Here is a 17,109-nt window from a genome sequence, read left to right on the forward strand (position 1 = left end):
GCTCCTACAGGTATGCATTGCAATTCAATGCCATCAGAGGCGTTCCGAACCATGAGTAAAACCGTAGCCATCGTGGTGTTCGCTGGCGTCCAGTCACTGGACGTCACCGGCCCCATGGATGTGTTTGCCGAGGCCAATCGCTTTCTTGCCCCACAGGACCACTATCGTCTGGAGGTGATCGGCGTCGAACGCGGGATGATGGCGTGCTCCAACGGCCTTTCACTCAACGCCCATCGACATTTCAGCGAAGCGCTGGAGGCGTACGACTTGCTACTGGTGGCCGGCGGGCCGCAGTTGCCGTTCATGAGTTTCGGTGTGGCATTCGACACCTGGCTGCGCGATGCCTGCGGGCGGGCGCAGCGCTTTGGTTCGATTTGCAATGGCGCCTTCGTGCTCGCCCGGGCCGGGTTGCTGGAGGGGCGCACGGTCACCACGCATTGGCAGGACGCAGCGGATCTGGCGGCGCTGTGTCCCTCGTCCCGGGTGGAAGCGGATCGACTGTATGTTGAGGACGGCGAGCTGTTCACCTCGGCGGGGGTCACTGCGGGTATCGATCTGTCCTTGTATCTATTGGGCCGGGATCACGGGCCGGAAGTGGCGCTGAATGTCGCCAAGCGGCTGGTGGTGTTCACCCAGCGTTCGGGCGGGCAATCGCAGTTCAGCCCGTTCCTCACGCCGCACGCCGAAGCGACTTCGGCGGTGGCGATGGTCCAGCATTATGTGCTGGCCAACCTGACCGGTGACTTGGCCATTGCCGACCTGGCCAACGCCGCCAACATGAGTGCGCGCAATTTTTCCCGGGTGTTTGCCAAGGAAGCGAAAATCACCCCGGCCGAGTTCGTCGAGCGTGCACGGGTCGATGCAGCGCGGGTGATGCTCGAAAGCACGCGTGCGCCGCTCAAGACCGTGGCCTATCAATGCGGTTTTCGCGATGCCCAGCACATGCGCAGTGTGTTCAATCGCAGGCTGGGGGTGACGCCGCAGCAGTTCAGGTTGAATTTTGCGGCGATGGTTTGAAGCCTTGTGTCGTTCTTTCGGGCCTCTTCGCGAGCAAGCCCGCTCCCACAGGGGAATGCATTTCAACTGTGGGAGCGGGCTTGCTCGCGAAGGGGCCGGTCCAGCCAGCAACAAATCTAGGGTGCAGCCCGCGCCGGCAATAGCTTCAACGTACTGCGGGTATTGGCCGTGACTTCCTCATCATTGAGGTGCGCCTGGAAATACATCCCCTCGATGTAAGCCTCGGCCTGATCATCATAGTGACTGTCGAACAGTACGCCGCTCTGGCCCACCGGGTTGACGGTCAGGCTGTGGGCCGGGTCGGCGAAGTCGATCAGGCGTCGGGTCGAAGGGCCGTAGGTGACAGGCCAGGGAGCCGGGCCGATCTTCGCCGAGAGGTTGTTCGGCACTTCGTGGGTGCCGGGTGCGGCGAAGGGGCCGACATTGAAGACCAGGTCCAGCGGCTTCTGTTGCCCCAACGGATGGCCATGGGTCAGGGTGTGCGCCTTGCCCCACTGCCATTGCGTAAAGTCCGGACCGAGCGTGGTCTTGAGGTGGGCAATGGAGGCCTGCCATGCAGCCTTGATCGTATCGGCGCGGGTTTCCTTGCCGAGGGTGTTGCGGTTGTCCCACCACGGCGAATCGGCAGTGGCGGCCAGGCGGGGGAGCGCGGCGTCGATCACCCGGGTCGAAAGCAGCGTTTCGAAGAAGTCGTTACCCAGTTCGTCGCGCATCGTCGCGTCAGCCAGGTTGAACAGGAACTGGTTGAACAGCGTGGCGCTGGTGGAGTCGAGCGGGTAATCGCCTTTCCACTGGGCCAGTTGCTCCACCATTTCGAGTTCGGCGGGATCGCTCACCACTTCGCGCAACACTGGCAGCAGCGGTGCCAACAGGCGCGGGCCGTAGGCTGTGGTGGTACCCAGTTGCAGCTTCTGGCTGTTTTCCAGGTCCCATTTGACCGCTTTGTCGCTGAGCTGGCGATTGAGCTGCTGGCCACGATCGGCGAGGTTGTAATAGCCGGGAATCTCCATGCCGGTCGGTGACACCGGCTGGAAGTTGGCCGAGACGATGTAGCCCCGCGCCGGGTTTTCTTCCTGGGGGTTGGCACTGAACGGGTAGAAACCATCCTTGTCCGACTCGGCAGTGCTGCCGTCGAGGATGAACCACGGGCGTACCCCCGCCGGACGTTTAGGCAATTGTGCCGCCGCCCACCAGCCGATGTCGCCCTTGGCATTGGCCCAGACAACGTTCAGGCCCGGGGCCTGGATCTTTGCCGCGGCGCCCCGGGCCTTGGCCAGGGTATCGGCGCGATTGAGCTGGTAGAAGCCTTCCAGGATCGGGTTCTGGCTTTCGAGAAACGCCCACCACATGGCAATCGGTGTTTTCCCAACGCCGCTGCCCAAGGCATCGTTGACGATCGGGCCGTGGGGCGACTGGCGCAGCACCAGCGTTACCGGTGCCTGGCCCTTGACCGCGATCTGTTGCTCGCTGGTCGTCATGTCTACCCACTTGCCGCGATACCAGACCTGATTGGGGTTGTCCGGGTTGACCTTCTCGGCGATCAGATCGAGGTCGTCGTTCTGGAACATGGTGATGCTCCAGCCGAAGTCGCGGTTCACGCCCAGGGAGGCGAACGGCATCAGGGCCTGATAGTGGCCGTAGAGTTCGAATCCCGGCGCCGAGAGGTGCGCTTCGTACCACACCGACGGCGCGGAAAAACGGATATGCGGATCGCCCGCCAGCAACGGCTTGCCGCTTTGTGTCCGGCTGCCCGCGACGGCCCAGGCGTTGCTGCCCTCGAACTGTGGCAGGCCGTTGTCGGCCAAGGCCTGTTCGCTCAGGCGGGCGAGGGCATTGAGGTCTTTCCAATCGGCGCTGGCCAAGGGGGTACCGGTCCCGTTGAGCACGCCCTTGGGCTGCCAGTCGAGATCGAAGATGTTCAGGTATTCGGCGCCCAGTTGATCGCGCACGAATGTCAGCAAGGGTTCGGTACGAAAGGCCGCGGCAAAACTGTAGGCCATGTAGCCGGCGATGCTGATGGTGTCCTGAGCGGTGAACGGGCGTTTTGGAATGCCCAGCACATCGAACTCCACAGGTTTGGCGTGGCTGTCCTGATACTGGTTGATGCCGTCCAGATAGGCCTGCATGGCGATGAAGGAGGGCGACTGTTTGTCGAGGTTCGCGAAATAGGTTTCGGCGCGTTCGCGAATGCGCAGGCTGCGCATCAGTTTGTCGGTGTCGAGCAGCTTCGGTCCGAGCACTTCGGCCAGTTCGCCACGGGCCAGGCGCCGCAGGACTTCCATCTGGAACAGGCGGTCCTGGGCATGCACGTAGCCGAGCGCGTGGTACAGGTCGGTTTCGTTCTCGGCGCGAATGTGCGGAACACCACGCTCGTCGTAGCGCACGCTGACGGAACCTTGCAGGTGTTGCAGTTCGACCATGCCCTGGCGTGACGGCTGCTTGCTGTAGAGATACCAGCCGGCCCCGGCGGCCAGCACGACGATCAACAGAGCGAGAGCGGTCAGGCTGCGTTTCATGGCGACTCCTTGTTGTTATTGTGATTCCTGAGGGCACTGTGTAACACGCAGCACCAATCTGGCGCATCGCCCGTAGGAGGGATTCGTATGGGCGCCTCTTTGCCTATTTCGCTGGATCGACAGGCCACGGGCAGTAACAACCCACCGCCAGTGTGTGGGTTGCACTCACTGCACGCCCCTCATCCAGCGCTTGCAGGATGGGCTCGATAAAACTGTTGCTGGAGTTGCAGGTCAGGCCTTCGCTGTAGGGGCCGAAGTACGCCAGTTTGCCGCTGCGGTCCCAGATCGCCACGGCCGGGCTGGCGGGGATCTGTTCGGAACCGGGCAGGATGTCGATGGATTTGAGGCTGCTCAAGGTGCTCGGCAACTGGCCGTGGCTGCCGGGTTTCTGCACGGCATAGAATTCCACGCCATGGGGGACATAGCGCTCGACCAGTTCGGTCAGGTGTTGTTGATTGCCGACATTGCACGGGCAGGCCGGGTCCCAGAAATGCACCAGGCGGATGGCGCCAGGGCCGGCGAGAGCTTCGGGAAGGCGCAGCGGATCGCCGGAAAACATCGCCGTGTGCTCGCTGAACGCCCGCAGGTAACGCCCCTGGAACCAGTCGTACGCCGCCCACAAGACGCCGGCACACACCACGGCGAGCAGGCTGGCAAACAATGTGGCGCGAAAGGGCGGGCGCATCGGTTCGATCCTCGAAGGTCGGCTAGCTTGCCATGCTTGCCGCGACAGAAGAATATCGCAGGCCTATAAAGTCTGTTTCACGTTCTGGAATCGTCCATGCCGGCTACTTTCGACCCTGATCTTCTACGTGCAAGTCTGCTGCCATTGGCGGCCGGGCAGCCGTTGTCGGCGCAGGCGCAGGCCTACCAGCGATTCTACGGGCTGGATTTCGCGCCGCGTCAGGTGCGCAGTGGCCTTGGGCGATTCGAGGTCGATGGATATGAACTGGTCAGCCAGTTCTGGTGGCCCGAGCGAGCCAAGGCGACGCTATTTGTCATCCACGGTTTCTACGACCACACCGGGCTCTACCGGCATGTGATCGAGTGGGCGCTGGACCAGGGCTTCGCGGTGATTGCCTGCGACTTGCCGGGGCATGGGCTGTCCAGTGGCGAGCGGGCCAGCATCAAGGATTTCGCCGAGTACCAGGACACCTTGCAAGGCTTGTTCAGTGAGGCGCAATCCCTTGACCTGCCGCAACCGTGGCACCTGTGTGGGCAGAGTACCGGTGGGGCAATCGTGATCGATCATGTGTTGAATGCGGGGGCGAGCAGCCCGGCCCAGGGGCAGGTGATTCTGTTGTCGCCGCTGGTGCGGCCGCGGGCGTGGGGTTGGTCGCAGCTGAGTTACTACGTGCTCAAGCCTTTCGTCAAAGCCATCGCCCGGCGCTTCAGCGAGAACTCCAACGACCCGGCATTTTTGCCGTTCCTGCAAGCCGATCCGTTGCAGCCGCTGCGTCTGCCGACCGCCTGGGTGGGGGCGTTGGCGCGCTGGATCAAACGCATCGAGGCAGCGCCCATGAGTAGCCGTCGGCCGCTGATCGTGCAGGGGCAGGCCGACATGACGGTGGATTGGGAGCACAACCTGGAGGTGTTGCGGAGCAAGTTTGATCGGCCGCAGGTGTTGATGCTGCCCGAGGCGCGGCATCATCTGGCGAATGAGACGTTGGTGATGCGAACGGAGTATTTCGGGTTTTTGACCAAGCGGATCAAGGGGCGGAATCTCTAGCGCCTGTTCCGGCCCTTTCGCGGGCAAGCCCGCTCCCACAATGGGCCGGCGTACTCAGATCCACTGTGGGAGCGGGCTTGCTCGCGAAGGCGATCTATCTGACAGCGAAGTTCACTGGGTCAGGTTTGAATTGCTCTGCCCCACCGCCAACCCCGCCCGAATCGCCGCCAGCGCCGCTTGATAATAAGCCTGGCCTTGCGTCGATTCGGCAAAGGTCGCGAACTCCTCCAGCTCTTCATCCGACAGCTCGCGATAGACATACAGCAGCGTGTTGTTCAGGTCGCTGCCGATCTGGTCCATCAGGCGCTGGCGCTGGCCGTTGAGCATGCCCTGAGCCTGACCGGCACCCAGCAACCCCGGGATCATCGAACTCAAACTGTCGGCGGCAACGCCGGCAATCGCCAGGCTGACTTCCGCGCCGGCCTCGCGTGCGGGCAGCGCTTGTGCCAAATGGCCGATGATCAGCAGGCGGCTGTCGCTGGCCTGCATCTTCGGCAGACCCTTGGCGTTTTTGGCCAGTTGGTCGCGGCGGGTCGCCAGCAGCTCGGCGGCGACAATTTTCTTGCCCAGGGGCGACTGGAAAAACGTCAGCGCGGGTTTGGGATCGGCGAGATTTTTGCGCAATTGCGCTTCGGCGCGCTGGTCCACGGCCTGGGCGGCAAAACGCTGATTGCTATTGCTGACCAGTGCCTGAAACACCGCCGGAGGCAGGCTGCCCTGGTAGCGTTGTTGAGCAGCCGAGAGGGCGTCGCTGAAATGCGCGCGTTGTTCCGGCCAGCCGGCGACCTTGTACAACTGGTCGTGGCCGTCTGCCCAGGCGGGCAAAACGCAGAACATCAGCAGTGATAAAAGCAAACGGCGCATAGGGACTCCACTCAGCAGGCGACTATTCTCCGTGGGGTATCGGTACTTGTCGAGAATTCGTATCAACCCGCTGCGCGGCTCTGTCGGATTTCCGGGCACAGGAATACTATGCGCGCCATGCAAATATCCTCTGATCACCCGCTGCTGTTACGAATCGTCGACGACCTGGCCGAACACGGCTGGTCGCAGCAGAATATTTTCCTGCCGCTGGATCTGACCCGGGCGCTGGCGGCCGAGTGTCGCAAACGTGCTGCCGAGGGTGAACTGGCTCCGGCCGCAGTGGGCCGTGGGCCGTCATCGGAGATCCGCGAAGGGATTCGTGGCGACCATATCCAGTGGATCGACCCCGGCCAGGCCGAGGCGTGCGACAGCTACCTGAGTCTGATGGACAGCCTGCGCGAGGCAATCAATCGCGGTCTGTTTCTCGGCCTCGAGGATTTCGAAAGCCATTTTGCGATGTACCCGCCAGGGGCGTTCTACCTGAGGCATGTCGACCGCTTTCGCGATGACGACCGGCGCATGGTTTCGGCGGTGGTTTACCTCAATGACGGCTGGCTTCCCGAACACGGTGGTCAGTTGCGCATGTACCTCGATAACGATCGTGTCCACGACGTGCAGCCTACCGGCGGCTGCCTGGTGGTGTTTCTCTCCGGCGAAGTCCCCCACGAAGTTTTGCCCGCGACCCGCGATCGCCTGTCGCTGACCGGCTGGTTTCGTCGGCGCGGCAACGAGCCGTTCTGATCATGCGGAAAATTCTCGTCAGCCGTTGCCTTTTGGGCCACCGGGTTCGTTACGACGGCGGGGCCAGCGGGCCGTTCGATCAGCTTCAGCAGTGGCTTGATGAGGGCCGGATCGTGCCGTTGTGCCCGGAGGTCGCCGGTGGATTGCCGACGCCTCGGGCGGCAGCGGAGATTCCAGGCGGGCAGGGCGCGCAAGTCCTCGATGGCCAGGCGTTGGTGATCACTACCGAAGGCGAGGACGTCAGTGCGCAGTTTCTGTCGGGGGCGTATCAGGCACTGGAACTGGTGCAAAAACATGGCATCCGCATCGCCATCCTCAAGGCCAATAGCCCGTCGTGCGGCAATCTGCTGACCTATGACGGGACGTTCAGCGGCGTGAAGGTCCGCGGCGAGGGCGTGACGGCGGCGCTGCTCAAGCGCCATGGGGTGCAGGTGTTCAGTGAGTTGGAGTTGGCGCAAGCGGCGCAGGCATTGGCTGCGCTGGTCTAGCCACCAACCTGTAACCCATGTGGGAGCGGGCTTGCTCGCGAAGGGGCCCTGTCAGTTGCAACATATGTTGACTGACACAACGCTTTCGCGAGCAAGCCCGCTCCCACAGGTTTTGCTTTCACTTCAGGTCCGCTTCCTTCCCCAACCACTTCTGCTCCAGCGCGTGCAATCTCCCGTCATCCTTGATCCGCTGCAGGGCGTTTTCCAGGCTGGCATGGAACGCCGGATTACCTTTCTGAAACGGAATCGCCAGGCTCACGGCCGGGTTGGTTTTGGGCTTCTCTTCTGTCAGCGACTGCACCAGCAGAATGGAGCGTGGCTCTTCTTTCTGCGCGATCAATTGCGCATGGGTTTGAACGTAAGGTTCGCTGAAGTCGAAACGATCCCTGAGATCCGGGGTCACTGCTATGTGGTTGATGGCGATGTCGTATTTGCCGCTTTCGACGCCGGTCAGCAGGTCGCTGCCGTCGGTGACGACAAAGTCGGCCCGGACATCGAGCTCACTTGCCAGCAGTTGGCCCAGTTCGACTTCGAAGCCGGTGAGCTTGTCGTCATCCTTGAAGTTGAACGGGGGGGTATTGGCTTCAACGGCAATGCGCAATTCACCCCGGTCGTTGATGTCATCAATCAGTTCGGCGTGAGCCAACGGGCTCAAAAGGGGTAGCAGGCAGATCAGGCCAGGCAGAAAGCGCATGGTCACTCCTTTGAATTTATTATCGCGACCCTCTGATTCAGGCTCGCTTTGCTATGGTTGTCGAGTGCCTTCGACAACAATTGGCCATGAAGTTGTCATGGTCACGCGGATTTTACGGAAAAACTGGAGAAGAGAATGAAAACCTTTATGTCACGTGCTGCTTTGGCTGGCCTGTTGATGGGTGTTTCAGTGCTGGCCAGTGCGGCAACGCCGGCTCCGAAGGGCGCCGAAGTGTCCATTGTTTCTCCCGAGGACGGTGCGACGATTCCACAGACTGTCGTCGTCAAGTTCGCGGTCGAGAACATTGCCCTGGCTCCGGCGGGCGATCCCACCAAGAACACCGGTCATCACCACGTGCTGATTGACGTCGATGAACTGCCAGCCGCCGGTGCGCCGATCCCCAAGGATGCCAACCACCTGCATTTCGGCGGTGCGCAGACCCAGGCTGAAATAACGCTCACGCCGGGCAAGCACACCTTGCAGCTCGAACTGGGCGATAGCAACCACATGCCGTTCGATCCGCCGATCGTTTCCAAGAAGATCACCGTCAACGTCAAGTAACGTTGTGGCGTGAATGAAAAAGGGAGCCCGTAGGCTCCCTTTTTTGTCGCTCAGGTCGTGATCAGAACAACACACGGCTACGGATGGTGCCGTTGACGTGTTGCAGCTTCTCTTGCGCCAGGTCCGAGTACTCGGCGTCGACGTCGATTACCACGTAGCCGACCTTCTCGTTGGTCTGCAGGAACTGACCGGAGATGTTGATGCCGTTTTCGGCGAAGACCTTGTTGATCTCGCTGAGCACGCCCGGAATGTTTTCGTGGATGTGCAGCAGGCGGTGCTTGCCAGGGTGAGCCGGCAGGGCCACTTCCGGGAAGTTCACGGACGATACCGAAGTACCGTTGTCGCTGTACTTGACCAGTTTTTCCGCGACTTCCAGACCGATGTTGGCCTGGGCTTCAGCGGTAGAACCACCGATGTGCGGGGTCAGGATCACGTTGTCCAGGCCACGCAGCGGGCTTTCGAACTCTTCATCGTTGGAGCGTGGCTCCACCGGGAAGACGTCGATGGCCGCGCCGATCAGGTGCTTGTCCTTGATGGCTGCAGCCAGGTGGTCCAGTTCGACCACGGTGCCGCGGGCGGCGTTGATCAGGATGCCGCCTTTCTTGATAGCGCGGATCTCCTTCTCGCCCATCATCCACTGGGTGGCGGCGGTTTCCGGAACGTGCAGCGAAACGATGTCGGACATCGCCAGCAGCTCGTGCAGGTTGCCTACCTGGGTGGCGTTGCCCAATGGCAGCTTGGTGATGGTGTCGTAGAAGTACACCTGCATCCCTAAGCCTTCCGCCAGGACCGACAGTTGAGTACCGATCGAGCCGTAACCGACGATGCCCAGCTTCTTGCCACGGATCTCGAAGGAGTTGGCCGCGCTCTTGATCCAGCCGCCACGGTGGCAGGAAGCGTTCTTCTCAGGGATGCCACGCAGCAGCAGGATCGCTTCGGCCAGCACCAGTTCCGCTACGGAGCGGGTGTTGGAGTACGGCGCGTTGAACACGGCGATACCGCGCTCGCGAGCAGCACTCAGGTCGACCTGGTTGGTGCCGATGCAGAAACAGCCGACCGCGACCAGCTTCTTCGCGTGATCGAAGATCTCTTCGGTCAGTTGAGTGCGGGAGCGAATGCCGATGAAGTGAGCATCAGCGATCTTTTCCTTGAGCTGGGCTTCCGGCAGAGAACCTGTCAGGTACTCGATGCTGGTGTAGCCCGCCGCCTTGAGGACGTCGACAGCCGATTGGTGGACGCCTTCGAGAAGAAGGAACTTGATCTTGCTCTTATCGAGAGAAGTCTTGCTCATCTGCGTAAACCTGTATCCCGGAGAAAAATGGCAGGAAAGGGAGCAGCCCGGAGCTGACCCGCACGGCAAGAAAGCCGTCACCGCAGAACAGCCCTTGGGCACTATCCTGCGGGGTCGGTATGCTAGCATATGCACCCCGCTAAACACTCATTCCTGCGACGTGAAGCGTTCTCAGGATGACCATGAATTGTTCGAGAGTTCTGTCGATGACCAATCCTGCCCTGATTGATGAGCTGAAGACCCTGGTTGAGCCTGGCAAGGTGCTGACCGATGCCGACTCCCTGAATGCTTACGGAAAGGATTGGACCAAGCATTTCGCCCCGGCCCCGACCGCCATCGTGTTCCCCAAGACCACCGAGCAGGTCCAGGCCATTGTCCTGTGGGCCAATAAACACAAGGTGGCGCTGGTGCCGTCCGGCGGTCGCACCGGTTTGTCCGCCGCTGCCGTGGCCGCCAATGGCGAAGTGGTCGTGTCGTTCGACTACATGAACCAGATCCTCGACGTGAACCTCACCGACCGTACTGCCGTTTGTCAGCCGGGCGTGGTCACCAAGCAATTGCAGAACGTCGCTGAAGAAAAAGGCTTGTACTACCCGGTGGACTTCGCATCCTCCGGTTCGAGCCAGATTGGCGGCAATATCGGCACCAATGCCGGCGGGATCAAAGTCATTCGCTACGGCATGACCCGTAACTGGGTGGCCGGCATGAAAGTCGTCACCGGCAAGGGCGACGTGCTGGAGCTGAACCGCGACCTGATCAAGAACGCCACCGGCTACGACATGCGCCAGCTGTTCATCGGCGCCGAAGGCACCCTCGGTTTCGTGGTCGAAGCGACCATGCGCCTGGACCGCGCGCCGAAAAACCTCACCGCAATGGTACTCGGCACCGCTGATTTCGACTCGATCATGCCGGTGCTGCACGCCTTCCAGAGCAAGCTTGACCTGACCGCCTTCGAATTCTTCTCCGACAAGGCCCTGGCCAAGGTCATGGGGCGCGGCGATGTGCCGGCGCCGTTCGAAACCGACTGCCCGTTCTACGCACTGCTGGAATTCGAAGCGACCACCGAAGAAGTGGCCAATCACGCCCTGGAAACCTTCGAGCACTGCGTCGAGCAGGGCTGGGTGCTGGACGGCGTGATGAGCCAGAGCGAAACCCAGCTGCAGAACCTGTGGAAACTGCGCGAATACATCTCCGAAACCATCTCCCACTGGACGCCGTACAAGAACGACATTTCGGTCACTGTGTCGAAAGTCCCGGCGTTCCTGAAGGAAATCGATGCGATCGTCGGCGAACACTACCCGGATTTCGAAATCGTCTGGTTCGGCCACATCGGCGACGGCAACCTGCACTTGAACATCCTCAAGCCGGATAACCTGAGCAAGGACGAGTTCTTCGCCAAGTGCGCCACCGTCAACAAGTGGGTGTTCGAAACCGTCGAGAAGTACAACGGCTCGATCTCCGCCGAACACGGCGTGGGCATGACCAAGCGTGATTACTTGACCTACAGCCGTTCCCCGGTCGAGATCGAGTACATGAAGGCGGTCAAGGCGGTGTTCGACCCGAACGGGATCATGAACCCGGGCAAGATTTTCGCTGTTTGATTTTCGAACTTTAAGAGCCAACGAAGCAGGAGTCGGTAATGAGCTATCAGCACCAGTATGTCGACGGTACGCGCATTCACTTCCCGCTGGGGAAAGTGGTGTGCATCGGCCGCAACTACGCCGAACACGCCAAGGAACTGGATAATCCGGTGCCGACCGAGCCGCTGCTGTTCATCAAGCCGGGCAGTTGCGTAGTGCCGCTGGAAGGTGGTTTCAGCATTCCGACCGAGCGCGGTTCGGTGCATTACGAAGCGGAAATCGCGGTGTTGATCGGCAAACCGTTGTCGACCAAGCCGAGCGTTGAAGAAGTGCTCGACGCCATTTCCGGTTTTGCCCCAGCCCTGGACCTGACCCTGCGCGACAAACAGGCCGAGCTGAAATCCAAGGGCCTGCCGTGGGAAATCGCCAAGTCCTTCGACGGTGCGGCGGTGATTGCTCCGTTCGTGTCCGGCAGCACCTTTGCCGACCTGACCGACATCGGCATCCGCCTGACCATCAACGGCGAAGTTCGCCAGGACGGCAACAGCAGCGCGATGCTCAACCCGATCGTGCCGATGATCCAGCACATGGCCGGTTGCTTCTCGCTGCAGGCCGGTGATGTGATCCTCACCGGTACACCAGTGGGCGTTGGTCCGCTGAATGTCGGTGACGAGATCGTCCTGGAACTGCCGGGCGCCAGCAGCTTCACCAGCAGCGTTCGCTAGTCCAGACATCGCTAAACCCTGTGGGAGCGGGCTTGCTCGCGAAGAGGGTGTGACAGTCGACATAAGTGTTGCCTGACACACCGCTTTCGCGAGCAAGCCCGCTCCCACAAACGCCGATCCTGTCATTTCCCGTTTTTTTCACATCCGGTCTGGATAATTTCAGGCTTTCGGCCTCTGAGCCGGCCCAAAATTGTGCTATTACCCCTAGCCTGAATTTCTGGAACGCATTCCCCAATGGCCACTGCTCCGCTTTCCACGCTTGACCCTGCCCGCCGCTCACGCTTCGCCCTGCGTTGGTACATCTGGCTACTGCTGGTGGCCGCTGTCGCCTACGGCGTTGCATTTGCCATGCACTGGGATGCGCGGGCCGTGCTCTGGGTGAAAGAGCAATTCAAAAGCCCGGCCGAGCGCCAGGCGAGCATCTGGCTTCCGGACTATCGGGCGGTGATCGATGCCAAGCCGTTGCCGGGCATGGAGAAGGACGAAGCGTCGGACGTGGCCTATGACCCTCAGACCAAAACCCTGTTTTCGGTCATGGGCAAGAACCCGTTCCTGGTCGAATTGAGCTTGCAGGGCGATGTGCTGCGCAAAATGCCGCTGGTGGGTTGGAGCAACCCTGAAGGCGTCACTGTGCTGGGCGACGGCCGACTGGCCATTGTCGATGAGCGCGAGCATCTGATCGTTATCGTCAAGGTCGATGCCGATACCCGCGAACTGAACATCGCCGATTTCCCCAAATACGACCTCGGCCCTTCCAAAGACCAGAACAAGGCCTTCGAAGGTGTCACCTGGGATCCGAACAATCAGCAACTGGTGCTGGGCGAAGAGCGCCCGCCGGCATTGTTTACCTGGAGCGGTGACGGCAAGGTCCTTACCGGCGACAAGCTGAAACTGGCCAGTCATGCGCTGGACATGCGCAACCTGTCTGCCCTGGCCATCGACCCGCGCACCGGCCACATGCTGGTGCTGTCCGCCGACTCGCACCTGTTGCTGGAGCTGGACAAGAAGGGCGAGCAAGTCAGTTTCATCGCCCTGCTGCGCGGCTTCAACGGCCTGAAAAACACCATTCCCCGCGCCGAGGGCGTGACCATGGACGAAGCGGGGACGCTGTACATGGTGAGTGAGCCGAACCTGTTCTATCGCTTCGAAAAGCAGCGCTGACGTTTACGGTTTGTAGGATTTCTTGCGCTCGGTTGTAGGAACGGGCCAGTGGCCATTAAGCTTCGGTTCAGACAGGCGTGATATTTCATCCGCCTGTTTTGACCCTGAGCCTGCCCGAATGCGTCGATTTGCCCGCCCCAAATCCCTGATCCTGATCCTGTCGGTGCTCTCGCTGATCGTATTGATTGCGCTCGGCCAATACCTGCGCCTGTTCGAACGTGCCTGGTTCAATCTGCATACGCTGTGGCAGACGGCGAGTTCCCAGTCCATGGCGCTGGACCAGTATCGGGTCGTGACCGAAGCTCAGGTGATCGATGGCCTGCCTGACAACGTTTCAGCATTGACCTACGACCCGGTGCGCAAAAGCCTGTTCACCGTCACCAATAAACGAAGCGAGTTGATCGAGTTGTCCCTCGACGGCAGGATTTTGCGTCGTGTGGCGCTGGTCGGCTTCGGTGATCCGGAAGCGGTTGAATTCATTAATGCCGACACTTACGTGATTGCTGAAGAGAGCCAACAGCGGCTGATCAAGGTTCGTCTGGAACCTGACACTACCTTCCTTGATGCGGCAGACGCCGAGCAAATGACCCTGGGCGTGCACATGGATAAGGGCGGCAACAAGGGTTTCGAGGGCCTGGCCTACGATTCAGTGGGCAAGCGCCTGTTCGTCGCCAAGGAGCGCAACCCGATGCTGATCTACGAGGTGCACGGTTTTCCGCGCTTCAACCCCGAAGAGTCCTACTCGGTGCACGTGATCAATGACCCCAAGCGGGATGCGGGAATGTTCGTGCGGGATCTGTCGAGCCTGCAATACGACGAGCGCAGCGGGCATTTGCTGGCGCTGTCGGATGAGTCGCGATTGATTCTGGAGCTGGATGTGGACGGGCGTCCGCTGAGCACGATGTCATTGCACAAGGGGCGCCAGGGCCTGCAAAAAACCGTGCCGCAAGCCGAGGGGATCGCCGTGGATGATGACGGTACGCTGTACCTCGTCAGTGAGCCGAACCTGTTCTACGTGTTCAAGAAGCCGGCGCAACCCTGAGCAACACCACTAACCCAATGTGGGAGCGGGCTTGCCCGCGAAGGAAACCTGTCAGTTGACATCTCTATCGACTGATACGGCCCCTTCGCGAGCAAGCCCGCTCCCACAGGTTATTCGTCCACCCACAAAAAGGTGGGCAGTCGGGTTCACTCGGCCCGCAGTGTCTTCACGCCTTCGCTGGTACCCAGCAGCAACAGATCCGCCGGACGCGCCGCGAACAAACCATTGGTGACCACGCCGACGATCGCGTTGATCTGCGTCTCCAGTTCCACTGGATTGGTGATCTGCAGGTTGAACACGTCGAGGATGATATTGCCGTTGTCGGTCAGCACGCCCTCGCGGTAAACCGGGTCGCCGCCGAGCTTCACCAGCTCGCGGGCCACGTGGCTGCGGGCCATCGGGATCACTTCCACCGGCAGCGGGAAAGCACCGAGCACCGGCACCAGTTTGCTGGCGTCGGCGATGCAGATGAACGTCTTGGCCACGGCCGCGACAATCTTCTCGCGGGTTAGGGCCGCGCCGCCGCCCTTGATCAGGTTCAGGTGCTTGTCGCTTTCATCGGCGCCGTCGACATAGAACTCCAGGTCGCTGACGGTGTTCAGTTCATACACCGGAATCCCGTGGCCCTTGAGGCGCGCGGCGGTGGCTTCGGAACTGGCGACGGCGCCATCGAATGCGCCCTTGTGCTTGGCCAGCGCGTCGATGAAGCAGTTGGCGGTGGAGCCGGTGCCGACCCCGACGATGCTCTTGTCGTCGAGTTTCGGAAGGATGAAGTCGACGGCGGCCTGAGCCACTGCCTGTTTGAGTTGATCCTGGTTCATGCGGGCTCCGGGGTGCCGAGGAGGGGAACAAAGGCCGGCATTATAGGCTTCGAGGCCGGGAAGGTCATTGCCCGATTGGCGGGTGCGACGGTATGTCAGGCTGAACAGGTTTTTTGTAGCGAGGGAGGACTGTGGCGAGGGGGCTTGCCCCCGTTGGAGTGCGAAGCGCTCCCCTGCATACTTTCAGACACTCCCAATCAACAGACTTTACGGCTGCTTCGCAACCGAACGGGGGCAAGCCCCCTCGCCACAGGATGTATGTCAGGCCTAAAACCACCGGTTTAGTGTGGTCGTGTGGCTGAAAGCCGGGTTAGACTCCATGGTCCTGCCCAACCCGCTCAGTGATGCTTTCCGATGCTTGAACAGTACGTCAAAAAGATCCTCACCTCGCGCGTTTATGACGTTGCCGTAGAAACCCCGTTGCAGTCTGCCCGCCAGCTCTCCGAGCGGCTGGGCAACAGCATTTGGCTCAAGCGCGAAGACTTGCAGCCGGTGTTCTCGTTCAAGATTCGCGGCGCCTACAACAAGCTGACCCAGTTGAGCGACGAAGAACGCGCTCGCGGCGTGGTCACCGCGTCGGCGGGCAACCATGCCCAAGGCCTGGCCCTGGCGGCCAAGGTACTGGGTGTGAAAGCGACCATCGTCATGCCCAAGACCACCCCCGAGATCAAGGTCGAAGGCGTGCGCTCCCGCGGCGGTAAAGTGGTGCTGCATGGCGATTCGTTCCCGGAAGCGCTGGCGTACTCGCTGAAACTGGTCGACGAAAAAGGCTACGTCTACATTCACCCCTACGACGATCCCCACACCATTGCCGGGCAGGGCACCGTGGCGATGGAGATTCTGCGCCAGCACCCGCAGCCATTGGACGCGATTTTCGTCCCTGTGGGCGGCGGCGGCCTGATCGCCGGTATTGCGGCGTACGTTAAGTACCTGCGTCCGGACATCAAGATCATCGGTGTAGAACCGGATGATTCCAACTGCCTGCAAGCGGCCATGGCCGCAGGCGAGCGCGTGGTCTTGCCGACCGTGGGCATCTTCGCCGACGGCGTCGCGGTCGCGCAGATCGGTCAGCACACCTTTGACATCTGCAAAGACCATGTCGATGAAGTGATCACCGTCAGCACCGACGAAATCTGCGCTGCCATCAAGGATATCTACGACGATACCCGCTCGATCACCGAACCTGCCGGTGCCTTGGGCGTGGCCGGGATCAAGAAGTATGTCGAGCAGCGCGGCGTCAGCGGCCAGACTTTCGTCGCCATCGACTCCGGGGCCAACGTCAACTTCGATCGCCTGCGTCACGTCGCCGAGCGCGCGGAGCTGGGCGAGGGCCGCGAAGCCATCATCGCCGTGACCATTCCCGAGAAGCCGGGCAGCTTCAAGGCGTTCTGCGAAGCCATCGGCAAGCGCCAGATCACCGAATTCAACTACCGCTACAACACCGGAAGCGAAGCGCACATCTTTGTCGGCGTGCAGACGCACCCGGAAAACGACCCGCGCAGCGCACTGATTGCCAGCCTGAGCGAGCAAGGGTTCCCGGTGCTGGACCTGACCGACAACGAACTGGCCAAGCTGCACATTCGTCACATGGTCGGCGGTCGCGCGGCGCATGTGGTCGATGAAGTGATCCTGCGTTTCGAGTTCCCGGAACGTCCGGGCGCGCTGTTCAACTTCCTCAACAAGCTCGGCGGGCGCTGGAACATCTCGATGTTCCACTACCGCAACCATGGCGCCGCCGATGGCCGTGTCGTCGCGGGCCTGCAAGTGCCTCACGATGAGCGCCACCTGGTGCCGGCGGCGCTGGAAGAAATCGGCTACCCGTACTGGGACGAAAGCGATAACCCGGCCTATCAGCTGTTTCTTGGCTGAGGGGCTACGC

At 61.0% G+C, this 17,109-nt stretch carries 16 protein-coding genes; 10 read left to right on the forward strand and 6 right to left on the reverse strand.

The features are described from left to right. The first annotated feature begins 51 nt into the window (after positions 1–51). Positions 52–1,017, forward strand: coding sequence for a GlxA family transcriptional regulator (locus tag KGA88_RS05490; RefSeq protein WP_223589475.1), 966 nt, complete (start codon positions 52–54; stop codon positions 1,015–1,017). A 116-nt stretch (positions 1,018–1,133) separates the two neighbouring features. Here KGA88_RS05490 and KGA88_RS05495 read toward each other — a convergent pair whose 3' ends face one another. Together KGA88_RS05495 and KGA88_RS05500 are read right to left on the reverse strand one after the other, a co-directional pair. Continuing rightward, a complete protein-coding gene (locus KGA88_RS05495; protein ID WP_223589477.1) occupies positions 1,134–3,533 on the reverse strand; it encodes a penicillin acylase family protein in 2,400 nt (799 codons plus the stop codon). A 103-nt stretch (positions 3,534–3,636) separates the two neighbouring features. Next, a complete protein-coding gene (locus KGA88_RS05500) occupies positions 3,637–4,218 on the reverse strand; it encodes a DUF6436 domain-containing protein (RefSeq protein ID WP_110659332.1) in 582 nt (193 codons plus the stop codon). Between the two features lie 96 nt (positions 4,219–4,314). Here KGA88_RS05500 and KGA88_RS05505 point away from each other — a divergent pair, with 96 nt between their 5' ends. Continuing rightward, on the forward strand, positions 4,315–5,262 hold the full coding sequence (locus KGA88_RS05505; protein ID WP_110659333.1) for an alpha/beta hydrolase: 948 nt from the start codon (positions 4,315–4,317) through the stop codon (positions 5,260–5,262). Between the two features lie 111 nt (positions 5,263–5,373). Here the strand turns inward: KGA88_RS05505 and KGA88_RS05510 are convergent, their stop codons facing one another. Continuing rightward, positions 5,374–6,126, reverse strand: a complete 753-nt coding sequence (locus KGA88_RS05510) for a DUF2059 domain-containing protein (protein WP_110659334.1) — start codon at positions 6,124–6,126, stop codon at positions 5,374–5,376. A 108-nt stretch (positions 6,127–6,234) separates the two neighbouring features. Between KGA88_RS05510 and KGA88_RS05515 the strand changes: the two genes are divergently transcribed. Together KGA88_RS05515 and KGA88_RS05520 are read left to right on the forward strand one after the other, a co-directional pair. Next, positions 6,235–6,867 carry a 2OG-Fe(II) oxygenase gene (locus KGA88_RS05515; protein WP_223589479.1) on the forward strand — a complete coding sequence of 211 codons (633 nt, stop codon included), beginning with the start codon at positions 6,235–6,237 and terminating at the stop codon, positions 6,865–6,867. 2 nt (positions 6,868–6,869) lie between these two features. Then, on the forward strand, positions 6,870–7,355 hold the full coding sequence (locus KGA88_RS05520) for a DUF523 domain-containing protein (protein WP_110659336.1): 486 nt from the start codon (positions 6,870–6,872) through the stop codon (positions 7,353–7,355). A 118-nt stretch (positions 7,356–7,473) separates the two neighbouring features. On the opposite strand, the gene KGA88_RS05525 is transcribed toward KGA88_RS05520, so the two are convergent. Beyond that, on the reverse strand, positions 7,474–8,049 hold the full coding sequence (locus tag KGA88_RS05525) for a transporter substrate-binding domain-containing protein (RefSeq protein WP_110659337.1): 576 nt from the start codon (positions 8,047–8,049) through the stop codon (positions 7,474–7,476). 135 nt (positions 8,050–8,184) lie between these two features. Here KGA88_RS05525 and KGA88_RS05530 point away from each other — a divergent pair, with 135 nt between their 5' ends. Further along, positions 8,185–8,610, forward strand: a complete 426-nt coding sequence (locus KGA88_RS05530) for a DUF4399 domain-containing protein (protein ID WP_110659338.1) — start codon at positions 8,185–8,187, stop codon at positions 8,608–8,610. 61 nt (positions 8,611–8,671) lie between these two features. On the opposite strand, the gene serA is transcribed toward KGA88_RS05530, so the two are convergent. Continuing rightward, positions 8,672–9,901 (reverse strand): phosphoglycerate dehydrogenase, encoded by a 1,230-nt coding sequence (gene serA, locus KGA88_RS05535; RefSeq protein ID WP_110659339.1) that lies wholly within the window; start codon positions 9,899–9,901, stop codon positions 8,672–8,674. 206 nt (positions 9,902–10,107) lie between these two features. Between serA and KGA88_RS05540 the strand changes: the two genes are divergently transcribed. From KGA88_RS05540 to KGA88_RS05555, 4 genes are all read left to right on the forward strand, one after another. Then, entirely contained in the window at positions 10,108–11,502 is a 1,395-nt protein-coding gene (locus KGA88_RS05540; protein WP_095057342.1) for an FAD-binding oxidoreductase, read from the forward strand. A 38-nt stretch (positions 11,503–11,540) separates the two neighbouring features. After that, the gene (locus tag KGA88_RS05545) at positions 11,541–12,206 is read left to right on the forward strand and encodes a fumarylacetoacetate hydrolase family protein (protein WP_020797317.1); all 666 of its coding nucleotides are present in this window, start codon (positions 11,541–11,543) and stop codon (positions 12,204–12,206) included. Between the two features lie 234 nt (positions 12,207–12,440). Then, the gene (locus tag KGA88_RS05550; protein WP_110659340.1) at positions 12,441–13,367 is read left to right on the forward strand and encodes an SdiA-regulated domain-containing protein; all 927 of its coding nucleotides are present in this window, start codon (positions 12,441–12,443) and stop codon (positions 13,365–13,367) included. A gap of 118 nt (positions 13,368–13,485) precedes the next feature. Next, entirely contained in the window at positions 13,486–14,409 is a 924-nt protein-coding gene (locus tag KGA88_RS05555; protein ID WP_110659341.1) for an SdiA-regulated domain-containing protein, read from the forward strand. 146 nt (positions 14,410–14,555) lie between these two features. Here the strand turns inward: KGA88_RS05555 and rpiA are convergent, their stop codons facing one another. Next, entirely contained in the window at positions 14,556–15,230 is a 675-nt protein-coding gene (gene rpiA / locus KGA88_RS05560) for a ribose-5-phosphate isomerase RpiA (protein ID WP_223589481.1), read from the reverse strand. A gap of 354 nt (positions 15,231–15,584) precedes the next feature. Here rpiA and ilvA point away from each other — a divergent pair, with 354 nt between their 5' ends. After that, a complete protein-coding gene (gene ilvA / locus KGA88_RS05565; protein ID WP_007976404.1) occupies positions 15,585–17,099 on the forward strand; it encodes a threonine ammonia-lyase, biosynthetic in 1,515 nt (504 codons plus the stop codon). The last annotated feature ends 10 nt before the right edge of the window (positions 17,100–17,109 follow it).

The organism is Pseudomonas sp. A-R-19 (assembly GCF_019956575.1).
GTDB lineage: Bacteria > Pseudomonadota > Gammaproteobacteria > Pseudomonadales > Pseudomonadaceae > Aquipseudomonas.